Below are 16,388 nucleotides of genomic sequence, written 5' to 3'. Positions count from 1 at the left end.
TCTGGTCTACGAGGATAATGGCGCCTGCGCCTGCCTGATCGATTTCGGCATGGCGGGGCGCGAGACGGTCACCCCCGAGCAGGAAAAGGTGCTGACCGCGGCCGATCTCGTGTGCCTGACGGTGGCGCCCCCGGCGGCAAGCCGCCACGCGCTGGATCTGGTGCGGCCCGACGCGACGCTCGCCTGGGTGACGAAGAACGACCCGGTCTCCTTTCCGCCGCGGCTGCGCGACACGATCGCTGACCGATCGCGTATCATCTTCTGCAACAAGCGCGAACTGGCGTGGGTCGACGAGGCGCTGGGCGGGGCGATCGGCGACCGCACGATCGTCGAGACCAATGGCGCGTCCGAAATCACCGTCCACCGCGCGCAAGGCGAGGTCACTATTCCGGTCTCGCCGGTCGCGGTGACCGACACCACCGGCGCCGGCGATACGCTGGCGGGGGGAACCTTGGCGGCGATTGCCGCGGGCGAGACCGATATCATCGCCGCGGTCCACGCCGGCGCGGCTGCCGCGCGCGATCTGCTGCGGCAACGGACCGCCTGACCGACACACCAACACGGGAGACCCATGTGACCAAGCGCGCCTGGTATATCGGCTGCGATCAAAGTGAAATTGCCGAACGGGCCCTGCTGATCGGCGATCCGGCGCGTGTCGCGCGGCTGGCCGCGCAGCTCGACGAGGTTCATTGGGTGAAGGAGAATCGCGGGCTGCGCACCATCTCCGGCTTCCACAAGGGCGTGCGGGTCACCGCCTCCGCTTTCGGCATGGGCGGCCCGATCGCGACGATCGTGCTGCATGAGCTCGCCAATCTGGGCGCGACGACCTTCCTGCGCATCGGCACGTCGATGGCGTTGCCGCCGGTCGAGCTGGGCGAGTTTCTGATCGCGACCGAGGCTTGGGGACAGGACGGTGCCTCGATCGCCTACGGCGGCACCGGCGATCCCGTGCCCGCGGCCGACGCGTTAGTGGCGCAGCTTCGCCACGCCGTCGCGACGCACGGCTTGCCGTCTCGCGCGGGGCGGTTCGCCAGCTTCGACGGCTTCTACCGCGACATGTTCTCGATCGACCCCGATACCGAGGCGCGGGTCGCGTCGGTGCGTGAGGACATGCTGCGGCAAGGCGTGCTGGTGACCGATATGGAAACCGCGCCGCTCTTCACCGCCGCGCGTGCGTTGGGGGTGAGCGCCGGGAGCCTGTGCGTCGCCACCGTCGATAGCAACACCCAGCGCAAGATCGCGGATGACGAGATGGCGACGCTCGAGCGCCGGCTGTTCGACGCCGCGCTCGATGCGCTGGTCGCCGCCTGAAGCATCCACCGTTTACCGGAGACACGCCATGTCCATTATCGCCGATTATCACCGCATGCTCTCCACCCGGCTCGCCACGGTGTTCGAAACGCAGGCGCATCTCATCGACCGGGCGGCGGAGATCTGTGCCGATGCGATCGCGGCGGACCGGCTGGTCTTCACCTTCGGCACCGGGCACGGCGCGTTCGCCGCGCTGGAGATGTTCCCGCGCACCGGCACGGTGGTCGGCTTCCGGCCGATCGTGGAGAGCACGATGATCTCCTTCCACCGCGTCCTCGGCGACATGGGGGCGCGCCAATATCGCTTCATCCACGCGCAGGAGGGCTATGGCGATGCGATCCTCAGCTCGCACCAGACCTTGCCCGACGATGCGATGCTGATCTTCTCCCACTCCGGGCTCAACGCGGTGACGCTCGACATCGCGCTTGGCGCCAAGGCCAAGGGCATGAAGGTGATCGGGGTGACCAGCCTGCCGCATTCCACCAGCACGCCGTCGCGCCATTCGTCGGGCAAGCGGCTGTTCGAGGTCGCCGATGTGGTGATCGACACCGGGGTGCCGAAGGGCGATGCGGGGATCGAGATCGAGGGCGTGACAGGGCGCACCGGCGCGACCTCGACCAGCATCGCGATCGCGATCGGCCAGGCGATCAATGCCGCGACGGTCGAAAAGCTCAACGCGCGCGGGGTGGAAACGCATATCATGGTCAGCCCCAACACCACCGAGAAGAAGAGCGCGGACGCGCAGAACGACCGCAATTACGCCGAATTGTGGCGCCGGCTGAGCGCGCGATGAGCGGGGCAGGGGCGATGGAGATGGAAACGACGCTTTTCTACGGCGGCGAATGGCATCTGCCGGCCAAGGAAGCGTGGTTCACGGTGGTCGACCCGGCGACCGGCCGCCCGATCGGGCGCACCGCGCTGGCCGGCGCAGTGGATGTCGACCGCGCGGTCGACGCCGCGCGCGCCGCGCAGCGCGACTGGGCCGCGATCGGCGCGGACGCGCGCGCGCGAATCCTCCACGCCGCCGCCGATCGCATCGCCGAACGCGCCGATGCGATCGCGCGGCTGCTGACGCTGGAACAGGGCAAGCCCGTCGGCGACAGCCGCAAGGAGATCGACTTCGGCGTCGAGGTGATTCACTATTACGCCGAGGAGGCGCGGCGTGTCGGCGGCTCGATCCGACCGAGCGCCTCGCCCGAGGTGCGCAACCTCGTCAGCCATCACCCGGTCGGCATCGTCGCCGGCATCGTGCCGTGGAATTATCCGGTCGATCTCTATTGCTGGAAGGTGGGGCCGGCGCTCGCCGCCGGCTGCCCGGCGATCATCAAGCCGCCGCACGAAACGCCGTTCGCGATTGCCGAAGTGGTCCGCTGCTTCGACGAAGCCGGATTGCCGCCGGGCGTTCTCGCCAACCTGCCCGGCCGCGGCCCGGAGGCCGGCGCCGCGCTCGCCGCGCATCCCGGGATAGCGATGATCTCCGCCACCGCGTCGATCGCCGCGGGCCAAGAGATTGCGCGCCGCGCCGCGGGCAACCTCAAGCGGCTGAGCCTCGAACTCGGCGGGCACGCCCCGTTTATCGTCCTGCCCGATGCCGATGTGGAAGCGGCCGCCAAGGCGGCGCTGCGGCGATCCTTCTCGAACATGGGGCAGATCTGCATCGCGGTGAATCGCATCCTCGTCCACCGGGACGTCCACCGCCGCTTCGCCGACGCGTTGGCGGCGCAGACCGATGCGATCGTGCTGGGCCACGGCCTTGAGGAAGGCGTGGCTTACGGCCCGGTCCTCAACGCGAGCGTGATCGAGCGGACGCAGGCGCATCTCGACGATGCTTTGGCCAAGGGCGGGCGGTTGCTGGCCGGCGGGCAACGGCCGCGGCTCGACGGGCTGGAGGAAGGATTCTTCTATCGCCCGACCTTGGTGGATGAGGCGCCGCTCGATTCGCTGCCGATGACGAGCGAAAGCTTCGGCCCGATCGCCGCGATGCGCGCCTTCGACACGATCGAGGAGATGCTGGCGATCGCCAACGGCCTGGAATTCGGCCTCGCCGCCTATCTCTACACCGAGGATCTGGAACGCGGCTGGGCGATCGCCGAGGCGCTCGAATGCGGAATGGTCGGGGTGAACGTCAACGATACATCCGATCTCCAGGCACCGTTCGGTGGGACCAAGCTGAGCGGCCTTGGCCGTGAATTGGGGACCGAGGGGCTGATGGCGTATCTGGAACCCAAGCTGATCCGGATGCGGCGGCGGGCGATCGGTTAGGGCTGATCCCTCGGCGCTAATCCACCCGCCAACCCGGTCTTGAGTCGGGTCCATTGTGCCGGCAGCGCGGTGGCCAGAACCTCTTGCTCCACGCCTGCCTCCAGATGGACCCCGGCCCAAAGCCGGGGTGACGAGAGATATGTGGCGACCGGCGCCTAAAATGAGATTCGCCCCGGCGTAAGCCGGGGTGGCCGTTCCATCTCTTGTGTCTCCGCGAAGGCGGGGACCCAGTCTGGGCTCCCGCCTTCGCGGCAGCACAAGGGCGCGTGCGGTTTGATCGCGCTGAGGCGCATGACGCGCAAATCCCGCACAGAATTGCGAGCGGTTCGCAACAATATGCTTGACCCGGTCCAGCAGCGCATTTAGCCCGCGTTGCATCGATAACGATTCGCAATAGCGAAAATAACCGGGAAACAGCCTTGTCCAACCTCATTCGCCGTATCGGCCGATCGGAAGCGCGCGCCGGCATATCCGCGCTCGCGTCCTGCGTTGCTGTTCTGGCCACGCCGGCGGCCGCGCAGGACGGCGATCCGCTGGTGATCGTCGATCCGCGCGGCACGATCACCGTCAGCGCGACGCGGTTACCGCAGAAGGTGGAGGAGGTGCCCGCGACCGTCAGCGTGATCACCGATCGCCAGATCGCCGACCAGCTCGCCTCCGACATCAAGGATCTCGTCCGCTTCGAGCCCGGCGTGAGCGTGCGGCGCGCGCCGACCCGGTTCGGCGCGGCGAACGGCGCGACCGGGCGCGACGGCAATGCCGGTTTCAACATCCGCGGGCTGGAGGGCAATCGCGTGTTGATCCAGGTCGACGGGGTGCGCGTGCCCGACGGGTTCGATTTCGGCGCGCAATCCGCCGGGCGCGGCGATTATGTCGATGTCGGGCTGGTCAAATCGGTCGAGATTCTGCGCGGCCCGGCATCGGCGCTCTACGGCAGCGATGGGCTCGCAGGGGCGGTGAGCTTCACCACCAGCGATCCGGTCGATTTCCTGCGCAACGGGAAGCAGATCGCGGGGCTGGGCCGCGTGGCCTATGATTCCGCCGACCGCCAGTTTTCCGAAACCGCGATCCTCGCCGCACGCAGTGGCGACTGGTCCGCACTAATCGCCTATACCCGCCGCGACGGGCATGAGCTCGACAATAAGGGGACCAACGAGGAGCGCAATTCGCGCCGCACCGCGCCCAATCCGCAGGACAGTTTCTCCAACGCGATCCTCGGCAAGATCGTGTGGCAGCCGAGCGATGCGCATCGCGTGCGGCTGGCGGTCGATCATTATGACGATCATGTTCGCACCAATGTGCTGAGCGGTATCGCCCCGGTGCCGACCGCACCGACCAGCGTGATCGGATTGACCGCGCGCGACGAGACGCGGCGCGACCGCATCAGCCTCGACTGGCGCTATAGCGGGAGCGGCGCGCTCGCCTCCGCGCAGCTCGCTTTCTGGTATCAGCAGGCGCGGAACCGCCAGTTCAGCGCCGAGGATCGCTATACCGCGGCCGATCGCACCCGGCTCAATACCTTCGACAATCGCGTGTTCGGGGCGAGCGCCGAATTGCGCAGCGACGTCACCACCGGGGCGCTGACCCACCGCATCGTTTATGGCGGCGATGTCAGCGTGACGCGGCAGAAGGGGGTGCGCGACGGTACGGTGCCGACCCCGCCCGACGTTTTCCCGACCCGCGCCTTCCCGGTCACCGATTTCACGCTCGCCGGCGCCTATCTGGGCGATGAGATCGGTGTCGGCGGCGGGGTGCTGACGCTCTATCCGGTGCTGCGTTTCGATCATTACAATCTCGATCCGAAGCAGGACGCGCTGCTGCCCGGGTTCAGATCGGCGGGGCAGAGCGGATCGCGCGTCTCGCCCAAGGTCGGCGGTGTGGTGAAGCTGGGCGGGGGCGCGAGCCTGTTTGCCAATTATGCGCAAGGGTTCAAGGCGCCGTCGCCGACCCAGGTGAACCAGTTCTTCCAGAATCTGGCGCAGGGCTATACCTCGATCCCCAACCCCGATCTGCGCCCGGAGACCAGCGAGACCTGGGAGGGCGGATTGCGCGTGTCGAGCGGCGCGGTCAGCGCGGGGGTGACGGGGTTCACCGGCCGCTATCGCAATTTCATCAGCCAGCAGGTCGTCGGCGGGTCGTTCCGCCCGAGCGATCCCGCGGTGTTTCAGTTCATCAACCTCAATCGCGTCAAGATCGACGGCGTCGAGGGTCGTATCGACCTGCGCGCACCGAGCGGCGTCTCCGCGCGGATGGCGATCAGCTATGCGAAGGGGAGCGTCTCCGAGCCTGACAAGTCGCGGCAACCGCTGTCGACGATCGATCCGCTCAAGCTGGTGGTGGGGATCGGTTATGACGCCCCCGAACGCCGCTTCGGCGGGCAGATCATCGCCACCCATGCGGCACAGAAGGAACTCGGCCGGACGGTCTATGACGATACGGCCACCGGGGCGCAGACGACGATCTGCAACGGTGCGCCGTGCTTCCGGCCGGGCGGGTTCACGATCCTCGATGCGACCGCCTATGTCCGCGTCGGCGAGGCGCTGACCTTGCGCGCCGGGGTCTTCAACATCCTCGACGCCAAATATGCCTGGTGGAGCGATGTGCGCGGGCTCGCCGCCAATTCCACCGTCACCGACGCTTACACCCAGCCGGGCCGCAACGTGAGCGCATCGCTCACCGCCCGCTTCTGATCCTCGGGGGATAAGATGAAGAAGATCCTGCTGCTTTCCGTTCTGCTCGCCGCCACCGCCGCGCCGTTGCCCGCCTTTGCCGATGGTCCGCTCAAGGCACGTGAGGCGGCGGCCGAAGCGCAATCCTTCCAGGCCGATCGCGCGGCGATCCTCGCGATGGCGGGCGATTACAAGGTGACCTTCGACATGCGCGAAACCACGCCGTGGCGCGCCGATTATACCCCGATCGCCGCCAAGGTGTCGGGCGGGCACGAGGCGGTGCGGGTGATCGAGGACAGCGGGCGCCGCATCGTGCTCCAGCATCTGCTGGTGGTGAAGGACAAGAACGGTAAGCCCGTGGTGATCAAGCACTGGCGGCAGGACTGGAGCTACGAGCCCGAAAGCGTGCTGGTCTATGCCGGCAAGGGGCGGTGGAACGTCGAGGCGGTGCCCGCCGCGATGCGCGCCGGGCGCTGGTCGCAGACGGGGTGGCAGACCGACGATTCGCCGCGCTACGGCGGCTGGGGCCAGTGGACCGACGAGGGCGGGGTACGGCGCTGGCGCAGCAACTGGACGTGGCGCCCGCTCGCGCGGCGCGATGCGGTGCGCAATCCGCCCTACGATCGCTATCTCGCGATCAACCGCCACTCGCCCTCGCCGGCGGGGTGGATCCACTGGCAGGACAATATCAAGATGGGGCCGGAGCCGGGGACCGCGGGGCAGGGCAGGATCGTCCCCTTCGTCCAGGAATCGGTGCTCAATTCCTATGTGAAGGACAATGGGTTCGATGCCGCCGCGGCCGATGCCTATTGGGCGGCGAGCAAGGATTATTGGTCGGCGATCCGCACCGCCTGGGATGCGGCGATCGCGCGCGACAAGGGCGTGAGCGTCACCGAAGTCGCCGATACCGGCTCGGCTGGCGCCGAGCGGTTGATGGGGCTGGCCGACGATATCCAGGCAGGCAAGATCAAGACCGCCGCGGCGATCGAGCGCGGCCGCGCGATCGTCGCCGAGGTCACCCGCCGCTGACGCGCGCAGGCGAGGAGCCGCCATGTACCGCTATCTCGATCGTCGCGTCACCGATCTCGGCGAACCGCAACGCTTCCTGCTCGCCGCGATGCGGCTGTGGGTCGAAAGCGCGCGTGGTGGGCGGTGCTGCTGCGCCGCGCTGGTCAGGGGCTTTGCACATTGCCGGGTCGGCGCCGCGGTGCGCGATTTCGGCATCGCGATGACCGCACTCGATCGCGACGCGCTGGAAAAGCTCACCTTCGGGTGTCGCCGTGCGATGCGCGTCAGCGAGGATGAGGCGCGGATGCTGACGCTGTTCGACGCCGCGCTCGGCGCCGACGCCCCGCGCGTTCGCCGTATCGCCGCGACCCTGGTGCGCGACGAGACGACGGCGACGCTCGCCACCGCGGTCGAATGGGTCGCGGTTCGCCTTTCCGATGGCAGTTTCATGGAACACGACCAGTGAAGATGGATGTTCGCGCCCCCGCGCTGATCCCCGATAACCCCGCTCTCCAGCGCGTCGGCGTGCGCTGGGTGCGGCATTGGAACGAGCATCTGTTCAGTTTCGCGGTCGACCGCCCGGCGTCGTTCCGTTTCCGCTCGGGCGAGTTCGTGATGATCGGGCTGCCGGGGGAGCAGGATGCGCGCCCGGTGATGCGGGCATATTCGATCGCCAGCCCGGCGTGGGCCGAGGAGCTCGAATTCCTGTCGATCAAGGTGCCGGGCGGCCCGCTGACAGGGCGGCTGCAGGCGGTGCGCGCGGGCGACCAGCTCTATCTGGGGCGCAAACCGACCGGGACTTTGGTGTGCGACGCGCTGCTCGGTGGGCGGCGCCTGTGGCTATTGGCGACGGGCACCGGGCTTGCGCCGTTCCTCAGCCTCGCGCGCGATCCCGAGGTTTATGAACGCTTCGGGCAGGTCGTCATCGTCCACGGCGTGCGCCGGGTGAGCGATCTTGCGTGGCGCGAGCAACTCGTCGCGCAGCTTGCCGGCGATCCGCTGGTGAGCGAGCAGGCGCTGCTCCAGCTCCATTATCTGCCGACGGTGACACGCGAACCGTTCCATACCGCGGGGCGCATCACCGCGCTGATCGGCGACGGGCGATTGTTCGCGCCGCCGATAATGGGGCCGCGCGGCTTCGATGCCGCGATCGACCGCGTGATGCTATGCGGCTCGACCGAGATGATCCACGAAACCAGCGCGTTGCTTGCCGATGCCGGGCTGCGCGAAGGATCGAATGCCAATCCCGGCCATTATGTGATCGAGCGCGCGTTCGTCGGTTGATGCCGCGCAGCTCGTCTAATGCTGATTGTTCGGATAGCTGATGATCAGCGCCAGCGGCTCGCTGCCGGTCTGGCGGATGCCGACCACGGCTTTCCGATAGAGATAGGCCGCCATTCCGGGTTTCAGCTTCCGCGTCACGCCGTCGCTGGTCACCTCGCCTTCGCCCGACAGGACATAATAGACCTCGTCGTGATCGATCGGGTGGAGGCCGATCGCTGCCCCGCGATGCAGCACGCGCTTGCGGAATTCCATCGCGCGCGGGGCAGGGGCGGCGTCGCTGATGCGATAGGCGGTCGACATCCCGATATTGCCATGCGGCGGCGGCTCTTCGCGCCGGACATCCTCGTCGCGGACGACCACCATCGCGGGCGTCCCCGCCGCCAGCAGGAGCGCTTCGATCATTGCCGCCGCGCCCGGCTGCGCGCCGAAAAGCTGAGGTGATCCGGCATCATTGGACATCTCCCTGGGCGGTGCGATCGGTCACAGTCGGACCGGGCCGTGATCGAGCAGCTTGTGGTGGGCGCGTCGCCGTTGCCCCGGGCGGCGCGCCTCCTGTTCAATGCGCAGCGGCACCCAGCCTTCCGCGGCGCGGACCGCCGGGGTGCGCGCGATCGTGGCGAGGTCGCTGGCGAACGATGCGAAATAGGCGGGTTCGCCCTGCCATCGCGCCAGATCGCCGAGCACCGCATCGGGCGCACGCCCGTCGGCATGGAGTGCAAGGTCGGCGAGGCCGCGGCAGGTGCGGAACAGCATCCAGTGGATATGGCCGAGCCGGTCCGCGGCGCCGGCGAACAGGCCGCAATCGGCCATCAGCATCTCGGCATAGGTCGCCCAGCCTTCGCCGAACGGCGCGGTATAACGCTTGCGCAGCGGGTGCGGGGCGGCGCGCGCTTCGAGCGGCATCTGGATCATATGACCGGGCAACAGCTCATGCGCGACGACGCTGGGCAGCGAGAAGCGCGGGCGCCGCGCGATCCGTTGGAGATCGACGACATAGGCGCCGTGAACGCCCGGCGCGGGGAGGATGCGATAACCGCCTTTCCCGGCGGCGATCTCCGCCGCGTCGAGCGCGCGCACATCGACGTCGAGGCAGGCGGGGGGCAGGGTGCCGAACAGGTCGGGGAGTTTCGGCCGTATCGCCGCCAGCGTTGCGCGCATCGCCGCGACCGCCGCATCGCGCCCGGCGTCGTCGTCGGGATAGAGGAAGCGTGGATCGCGCCACAGCCGCTCGAACCGCGCGCCGGTGGTGCCCGCCGGCACACCCAACGCATCGAACGCGGCGCCGGCCTGCGCCGCCAGCATTGCCCGGCGCGTCTCGAGATCGCGGCGGACACCGGCGAGTTGCACCGTGTCGCCGGTTATCCGTCGCATCTGCCACTCGAACCGTTCGGCGGGCTGCAGCGCGGGGTTCGCGAGCCGCTGATCGATCGTCAGACCGGCGCGCGCGGCGGCGAGATCGAGCCGTGTCCCCGGCGAGGCAGCGTCGTCCGATACGCCCGCCAGCCGCGCCAGCGCCGCCGGCGGGTCGAGCGTCATCGCCGCATCGAGCGCCTGCTTGATCGTTGCGTCGCTGGCGTTCGTCGCCCGGGCGGCAGCGGGGCATGCGGCGAGCGCGACCACGCCCGCGATCGTCTGACGACGGGTGACCAGGGCATCTTGCGCAATGGAGGAGCGGGGCGGGGCGGATATCATCACGGGATCGCGACTTTGTTGTTCATCGCGGTCACCTCGGGCGCATTGCCCGGCAGTGCCACCGTCGCGGTGAGCCGGGTCGCCCCCGCCGGCACGCGCAGCCGCACTATCGCCGTGCACGGCACCAGATCGAGCGGCGCGTCGAGCGGCGGGATAGCGGCGCTCGCCACCACGCGGCCGGCGGCATCGGCGATCGTCAGCGTCCCGCCGCCGGTCGGCTTCGCGCCGAGGCTGTGGACGGTCACCGCCAGCCGGTCGCCCTGACGCGCCACATCGTCCACCCCGATGCCGAGATCGGGGCGCTCCTCGACGGGCTCGCCCGCGCGCGCCAGCGTGAACTCGTAGGTGGTCGTGGTGTGCGGCGCGAATTCCACCTCGGTCGAGGCGGAGCGTTCCAGCGCCAATTCACCGGTCGTCGCGGCCTTGCCTTCCTCGATGCGGGTCATCCGCCATTGTCCGGCGGTGACGTTCCACGCGGTCATCGTCGCGCGTTGCGGCTGGTCGGTGCGGTTATAGGCGATGACGCGGAAGCGCTCGCGCGTCGCGCCGGGCATCAGGATCGCGACATCCTCGCCCGCGCCGGGCTGCGCGAAACGCCAGCTCACGCTATTCCCCGGCCAGGTCTGATTGCGGCGCAGCGCGATCCCGCCGAGCCGCTCGCGCTGGAGAATCTCATTGGGCTGGTCGACCCGATCGGACCACCAATGCCCTTCGGTATACATATAGTCATGCCGCGCCTTGTCGGCGATCGCATCGGCGTGGAGCGTTTCCAGCGCCGACAGGTCGCCCGATCCGTCCCACCGCGCATAACGCGTGAAATCGCTTGCGCCTGTGGCGAGATCGCCGCGCAGCGCCGCGCCGTCGGGCAATGCGGCGAAGGCGTTCTCGTTGATCTCGGCGAGAACACTCGGCCCCGATTGCGCGATCCGCGCGGTCATCGGGCGGAGATATTTGGCATCGCCGGTGAAACGCCACGCCGCCCAGCCGCTCTGGAAAGGCGTCGTGACGCCGCCGCCGTCGCCGGCCTGTTCCTTATCGCTGCCCCAGTTGATCTCGTTGGGGAAGGACCAATGCCCGCCGGCGTCCTGCTTGCCGTGGGCGAGCCAGCCGTCCATCACCCCGGTCACCAGCCCGCGCGCGGCGGGGTTGCCGTTGTACAGGCCGATCAGGATCGGCGCGTGCATCATCACGAAGCTATAGGGTTTCTGCCACGCCCAGGCCGGGTCGCGATACATTTTGCGCGCGCCGTACCAGTTGGAGGCGAAGTGCATATGCCCGGTGGGGTTGGTGAGGATCACGCCCTGCAGCGCCTTGACCGTCGCCATCAGCCGCTCGACCGATTTGGGCTCGCCCCAATTGAGGTAGAGCCGTTCGGCATCCGAGTTCAGCCCTTCCTCATAAGCATGCAATTCGTCGGTGGTGATATAGCCCAACCCATTGACGATCATGCCGTTCTTATATGCCGCGTCGGACAGGGCGCGCAGCGAGGCGTTGATCTTGTCGGGCTCGACGCCCATCAGCGCGAGCCCGGGCCATTGTTGGGTCAGATCGGTATCGTCGGAAATCCCGCCGCCGAAATCGCCATAGGGCACTTGCCGGTTGTCGATCCACCACGAGACGTAACGGCGGACGTATTTGAGATCCTCGAGTTGGCGGAACGCCCAGAGCGGCTCGCCGCGCTGCGGCGCGGGCTGGGTGAAGGGCGGCAGGTTCTCGGGCCGATAATTGATATCCGCCCAATAGCTGCGCGCCTGCCGGTTGTCGGGGTCGACGCGGAGCAGATCGGTGATGTCGGCGAACAGCCGGCGATAGAGCGCCATCCGCTTCGAGGCGGTATGCTCCTCGACCAGAAAACCCCAATTGTCGCGCACCTGATTGAAGCGATCGGCGACATGCTCCTTCAGCGCCTCGGCGCGCGGCTTGAATACCAGCCGGATGCGCGCGCCGTCGAGGCTGTCGGCGGAAAAGGCGGGGTCGGATGCGGCGATCGAGAGATAGAGACTGTCGTGCGGTAGGATGCGGTCACGCAAATCGAGCCACAGGGTGCGCTTCTCGCCCGGCTTCACCGTTACCGTGAGGTCAATCATGTCGCGGCCGGGCCACAATGGGTCCTTGACGCGGATATCGAGCGCGACCGGCTTGCTGCCCCTGAGCGCGGGCAGGTCGATCGCGATGCCGTCGAGCCCGTCGTGGATATTCTGCCAGCCATAATCGAACGCGCGTGCGACCGGCTGATCGGGCGGGGCATCGCCGAGGCTGGCGGGGATCAGGATATGGACGATCGGCGCCAATCCCTCGGCGCGCGCCGCCCGACCCGCACCGCCCGCCGCGCCGGCGCCCACCGCGGCCTTCACCCCCGATGTCGGCATCGCCACCACGGTCGCGCGCTCCTCGGGGGGGTAGCGGCCGGCGATGAAGGTGTTGAGATCGGAGAGGGCGGCGAGATCGGGGCGCATCGCGCTGTGGATCGTATAGTCGAGCTTGAAGCTGCCGCTCGGCTCGGCGCCGGGGCCGATATCATAGGCCCATATTTCCTGGATCGGCTGCTCCTGCATCACATTGGTGAAGTGGAGCGCGCCGCCGGTCACTGCCGGAAAATCGCTAATGCTGCGCACGACGCCTTTAGGGCGGGAGGCGAGCTGCTTCTCCTTGCCCCCGTCCTTGCCCTCTGCAGTCCAGGTCAGCGCGCCATAGGCCGCACCGCGCAGCTCGACGCGATTGATGCGGTCGCCGGGCGGGATCGTCAGGTCATAACGCTTGCCGCCCTCGACATAGACGTTCCAGTCGGGCAGCTCGAAATAATCGTCGCGGCCGGGCAGCCGCGAGCGGTTATAGACCCCCGGCCAGGTCGTTTCGGCGATGCCGTCGACGCCCTTGAACATCCATTGCTTCAGATCCTTGGCGTCGGCGAATTCGACCTTGCGCACCCGCGTCACCGGGGCGTCGAGCAGCGGCGGCAGCGTCTTGTCCCAGCCGTAGCGGTGAAGCCACGCCTGCCACGCCCCCGTCGGCTGCGCCTCGGGGAGCGCGCCCGGCTCCTGCTTCGCCGCGAGTTGCGCGATATTCGCCGGGGAAAGCGCGCGGTCATAGACGCGCAGTTCGTCGATGTCGGAGCCGCGCATGAAGCTGTAGCGGCTCTGCACCTGATGCGGCGCCGTGACGCGGCCGGCGAGCCCGAACTGGTCGAGCCCGGAATCGAGATCGGCCGCCTCGGCCTTGGTCGCCACTTCGCGGCCGTCGATGTAAAGCGTCACTCCCCTGGTCTCGTCCCAGGCGAAGGCGATATGGTTCCAGTCGCTCGCCGCGGGCGGGATCGGCATTCGCCAAGACACCCGGATGCGCGACAGATTGGCGTCGGTGACGAAAGCGTCGAAGCCGTGGCCGTTCCAGTCGATCCTGAGGAACGCCATGTCCCAGCTGCTGTGATCGGCGAAACCGGCACGGAAGATGACGAACGGCACCTCCCCGACAGGCGTTCGCGCGCGCCAGAAGAAGCTCAACGTGCCGCGCGCGGCGCGCATGTTGCCCGGCGCCTGCCATGCGACATAGCCGTCGTCGGCCCAGCGCGCCGCACCGCCGATCGCGCCGTCGGGGACGATATCGACATGCGCGCGAAAATTGGGCCTGGCCTCGCCATGCGCGATCTCGGCGGTCAGATCGTGGTCGGCCGACATACGGAACAGCAGACCGGGCTGATCCGGCGTCTGCGCGCCGGCCTCCTGCGCCGCCAGCGCCGCCGCCAGCACCCAGAGGCTCGTCCTCCTCATGCTGCTATCCGGTCAGAGCGTATCGACACGCGCCAGCCGCGGGCTGAGCAGGTGCACGATAGCGACCGCGATCAGATAGACGCTCCCCGCCACCGCGAAGATCGCCGCATAGCTGCCGGTGGTCTGGAGGATATAGCCGGTGAATTTGGCCATCATCATCCCCCCGATCGCGCCGACCATCCCGCCGATCCCGACCACCGATCCCACCGCCGCGCGCGGGAACATGTCCGACGGGATCGTGTAGAGATTGGCGGAGAAGGCCTGATGCGCCGCGGTCGCCAGCCCGACGATCGCCACCGCGAGCCACAGATGCGAGACATATTGCGCGAAGAAGATCGGCGTCACCAGGATCGCACAGGCCAGCATCGTCAGCTTGCGCGCGGCATTGGCGCTCATCCCGCGCTTCATCAGCCGCGACGACGACCAGCCGCCGGCGACGCTGCCGAGATCGGAAATCAGATAGATCACCACCAAAGGTGGGCCGAAGCTGACCAGATCGAGATGATAGGTCTTGGCGAGGAAATCGGGGGTCCAGAAGAGGAACAGCCACCAGACCGGATCGATCAGGAACTTGCCCAGCGCATAGGCCCAGGTCTCGCGATAGCCGAGCAGCTTGAGCCAGCCGATCCTGCGGGTCGAATCCGCAGGGTCGCTCTCGATATAGGCCAGCTCCCCGGCCGAGACGCGGGTGCTTTCGCGCGGCCGGCGATAAAGCGCGATCCACGCGACGAGCCAGACGAGGCTCGCCGCGCCGGTGACGATGAACGCCATCCGCCAGCCGAAGGCGATCGTGATCATCGGGACGATCAGCGGGGTCACGATCGCGCCAACATTGGCGCCGGCGTTGAAGATCCCCGTCGCCAGCGCTCGCTCGCGCGCAGGGAACCACTCGCTCACCGCCTTGAGCCCGGCGGGGAAGTTGCCGCTCTCGCCGATGCCGAGGATGAAGCGCGCGGCGGAGAATTGGAACGCCGAATGGACGAAGCCGCACAATGTGTGCCCGATCGTCCAGATCACGAAGGCGATCGAATAGCCGATCCGCGCGCCGACCAGATCGACGATGCGGCCGAAGCTGATATAGCCGATCGCATAGGCCGCCTGGAACCAGAAGATGATGTCGGCATAGGTCATTTCGGACCAGCCGAGCTCGGCCGAGATCGTCGGCTTGAGCACGCCGATCATCTGGCGATCGACATAATTGATCGCGGTCGCGGCGAACAGCAGCGCGCAGATCACCCAGCGATAGCGGCCCACGGCGGGCTGGACGGTCGGCGTTTCCATATCCTCTCCTCACCACCGGCTGCGCAGCCTCTTTAACCGGGCCGCGTCATGCCATCGCGCGTTTACTGTGCCTCGATCGTGCAGCTTACCGAAAGCCGGTCGTCAAAGCGCGCCTCGATCCGATCGCCCACCGTCACCGGATGAACCCCGGTGACCGCGCCGGTCGAGATCCAGTCGCCCGGCGAGAGCTTGATCCCGCGCGCGGCGGCGTGGCGGAACAGGAAGCGCGCCGCGCCGATCGGGCCGTCGAGCATATCGGCGGCGATGCCCTCACCACGTACCTCGCCGTTGACGCGCAGCGCCACCGGCCAGTGGTTGAAATCCACCGCGCGCCAGCTGTCGATCGCCGCGCCGATCACCAGGCCGTTGTTGTTGCCGAAATCGGCGATGGTGACGGTCGGGCCGAGATCGTTGATGCCGGGGAAGGGCGAACTCGCGATCTCGATCCCGATATGCACCGCGTCGATCAACGCGTGCACCTCATCGGGGGTGAAATCTTTTTGTCCTTCCGCCGGCGCGGTGCCGATGCGGAGCAGGAATTCGGCCTCGGCCGCGCCGAACCCGCCGGCGTAGATCGGCATCGCCGGCGGCGTGGCGGCGGCGGCGAACACCTGCTGCGCGAAGATCGGTCCGGCCAGCCGATCGACGCCCTCGACCGGCGGGTTGATCCGTCCGACCTTCCAGCCGACGACCCGCTGGCCGGCCAGCTCGATCGCGACATTCTGGATCGCATAGGCCGCGTCGAGCGTGGCGGGGATCGCACCGGGAAAGTCGGGAAGCGGGGTCGCCGCACGCCGTGCCTCGACGAAGGCGCGCGCGATATGCGGAGTCTGGCTGTCTGACGTCACCCTTTTCCCTCTCCCTCGGCGGTGCAATCGGGTTATTGGAAACCGGTGTCAATTGCAAGTGCCTGTGGCGATCGATCAGCGCAGAATATCGTCCCATCGGCGGTCGAGGATCAGCCGAACGGCGTCGATTATTGCAAAATGATCGTCATAATTACCTGTAATATAGAGATTTATTGACGAAAGGATGCGATCGGCTGCCGTGCTGACGTCGGCGCCTTGGACGAGCTCTGCCAAGGCCGTGGCGGCAGGATCGATGATCCCGGTGT

General features: G+C 67.7%; 14 protein-coding genes. 8 read left to right on the top strand and 6 right to left on the bottom strand.

The genetic code is table 11. The features are described from left to right. From BGN95_RS08245 to BGN95_RS08210, 8 genes are all read left to right on the top strand, one after another. Positions 1-547 (top strand): PfkB family carbohydrate kinase (locus BGN95_RS08245; RefSeq protein WP_286772331.1); only part of this gene is annotated, 547 nt, incomplete at its 5' end. A gap of 26 nt (positions 548-573) precedes the next feature. Then, a complete protein-coding gene (locus BGN95_RS08240; RefSeq protein WP_286772330.1) occupies positions 574-1,311 on the top strand; it encodes a nucleoside phosphorylase in 738 nt (245 codons plus the stop codon). A 28-nt stretch (positions 1,312-1,339) separates the two neighbouring features. After that, entirely contained in the window at positions 1,340-2,104 is a 765-nt protein-coding gene (locus tag BGN95_RS08235; RefSeq protein WP_265312335.1) for a sugar isomerase domain-containing protein, read from the top strand. A gap of 20 nt (positions 2,105-2,124) precedes the next feature. Further along, on the top strand, positions 2,125-3,573 hold the full coding sequence (locus BGN95_RS08230; RefSeq protein ID WP_286772329.1) for an aldehyde dehydrogenase family protein: 1,449 nt from the start codon (positions 2,125-2,127) through the stop codon (positions 3,571-3,573). A 419-nt stretch (positions 3,574-3,992) separates the two neighbouring features. Next, positions 3,993-6,263, top strand: a complete 2,271-nt coding sequence (locus BGN95_RS08225; protein WP_286772328.1) for a TonB-dependent hemoglobin/transferrin/lactoferrin family receptor — start codon at positions 3,993-3,995, stop codon at positions 6,261-6,263. A gap of 15 nt (positions 6,264-6,278) precedes the next feature. Further along, a complete protein-coding gene (locus tag BGN95_RS08220) occupies positions 6,279-7,271 on the top strand; it encodes a DUF6607 family protein (RefSeq protein ID WP_286772327.1) in 993 nt (330 codons plus the stop codon). A 22-nt stretch (positions 7,272-7,293) separates the two neighbouring features. Continuing rightward, complete coding sequence (locus BGN95_RS08215) at positions 7,294-7,716, top strand: hypothetical protein (RefSeq protein ID WP_286772326.1); 423 nt, start codon at positions 7,294-7,296, stop codon at positions 7,714-7,716. Between the two features lie 2 nt (positions 7,717-7,718). Further along, on the top strand, positions 7,719-8,534 hold the full coding sequence (locus BGN95_RS08210; RefSeq protein WP_286772401.1) for a ferredoxin--NADP reductase: 816 nt from the start codon (positions 7,719-7,721) through the stop codon (positions 8,532-8,534). A gap of 15 nt (positions 8,535-8,549) precedes the next feature. On the opposite strand, the gene BGN95_RS08205 is transcribed toward BGN95_RS08210, so the two are convergent. From BGN95_RS08205 to BGN95_RS08180, 6 genes are all read right to left on the bottom strand, one after another. Beyond that, positions 8,550-8,936, bottom strand: coding sequence for a cupin domain-containing protein (locus BGN95_RS08205; RefSeq protein WP_286772325.1), 387 nt, complete (start codon positions 8,934-8,936; stop codon positions 8,550-8,552). A 78-nt stretch (positions 8,937-9,014) separates the two neighbouring features. After that, positions 9,015-10,154, bottom strand: coding sequence for a DUF885 family protein (locus tag BGN95_RS08200; protein WP_286772324.1), 1,140 nt, complete (start codon positions 10,152-10,154; stop codon positions 9,015-9,017). A 71-nt stretch (positions 10,155-10,225) separates the two neighbouring features. Continuing rightward, complete coding sequence (locus BGN95_RS08195; protein WP_286772323.1) at positions 10,226-13,993, bottom strand: LamG-like jellyroll fold domain-containing protein; 3,768 nt, start codon at positions 13,991-13,993, stop codon at positions 10,226-10,228. 12 nt (positions 13,994-14,005) lie between these two features. Continuing rightward, positions 14,006-15,274, bottom strand: coding sequence for an MFS transporter (locus tag BGN95_RS08190; protein ID WP_265312343.1), 1,269 nt, complete (start codon positions 15,272-15,274; stop codon positions 14,006-14,008). Between the two features lie 62 nt (positions 15,275-15,336). Beyond that, positions 15,337-16,122 carry a 2-keto-4-pentenoate hydratase gene (locus BGN95_RS08185; RefSeq protein WP_286772322.1) on the bottom strand — a complete coding sequence of 262 codons (786 nt, stop codon included), beginning with the start codon at positions 16,120-16,122 and terminating at the stop codon, positions 15,337-15,339. 75 nt (positions 16,123-16,197) lie between these two features. Beyond that, on the bottom strand, positions 16,198-16,388 hold a 191-nt coding region (locus tag BGN95_RS08180), incomplete at its 5' end, for a hypothetical protein (RefSeq protein WP_286772321.1).

Source organism: Sphingomonas sp. 66-10, from assembly GCF_001897045.1.
In the GTDB taxonomy this organism is placed as follows: domain Bacteria; phylum Pseudomonadota; class Alphaproteobacteria; order Sphingomonadales; family Sphingomonadaceae; genus Sphingomonas; species Sphingomonas lycopersici.
The sequence above is the reverse complement of the archived record's forward strand: the minus strand, read 5'-3'. Positions and strand labels throughout refer to the sequence as shown.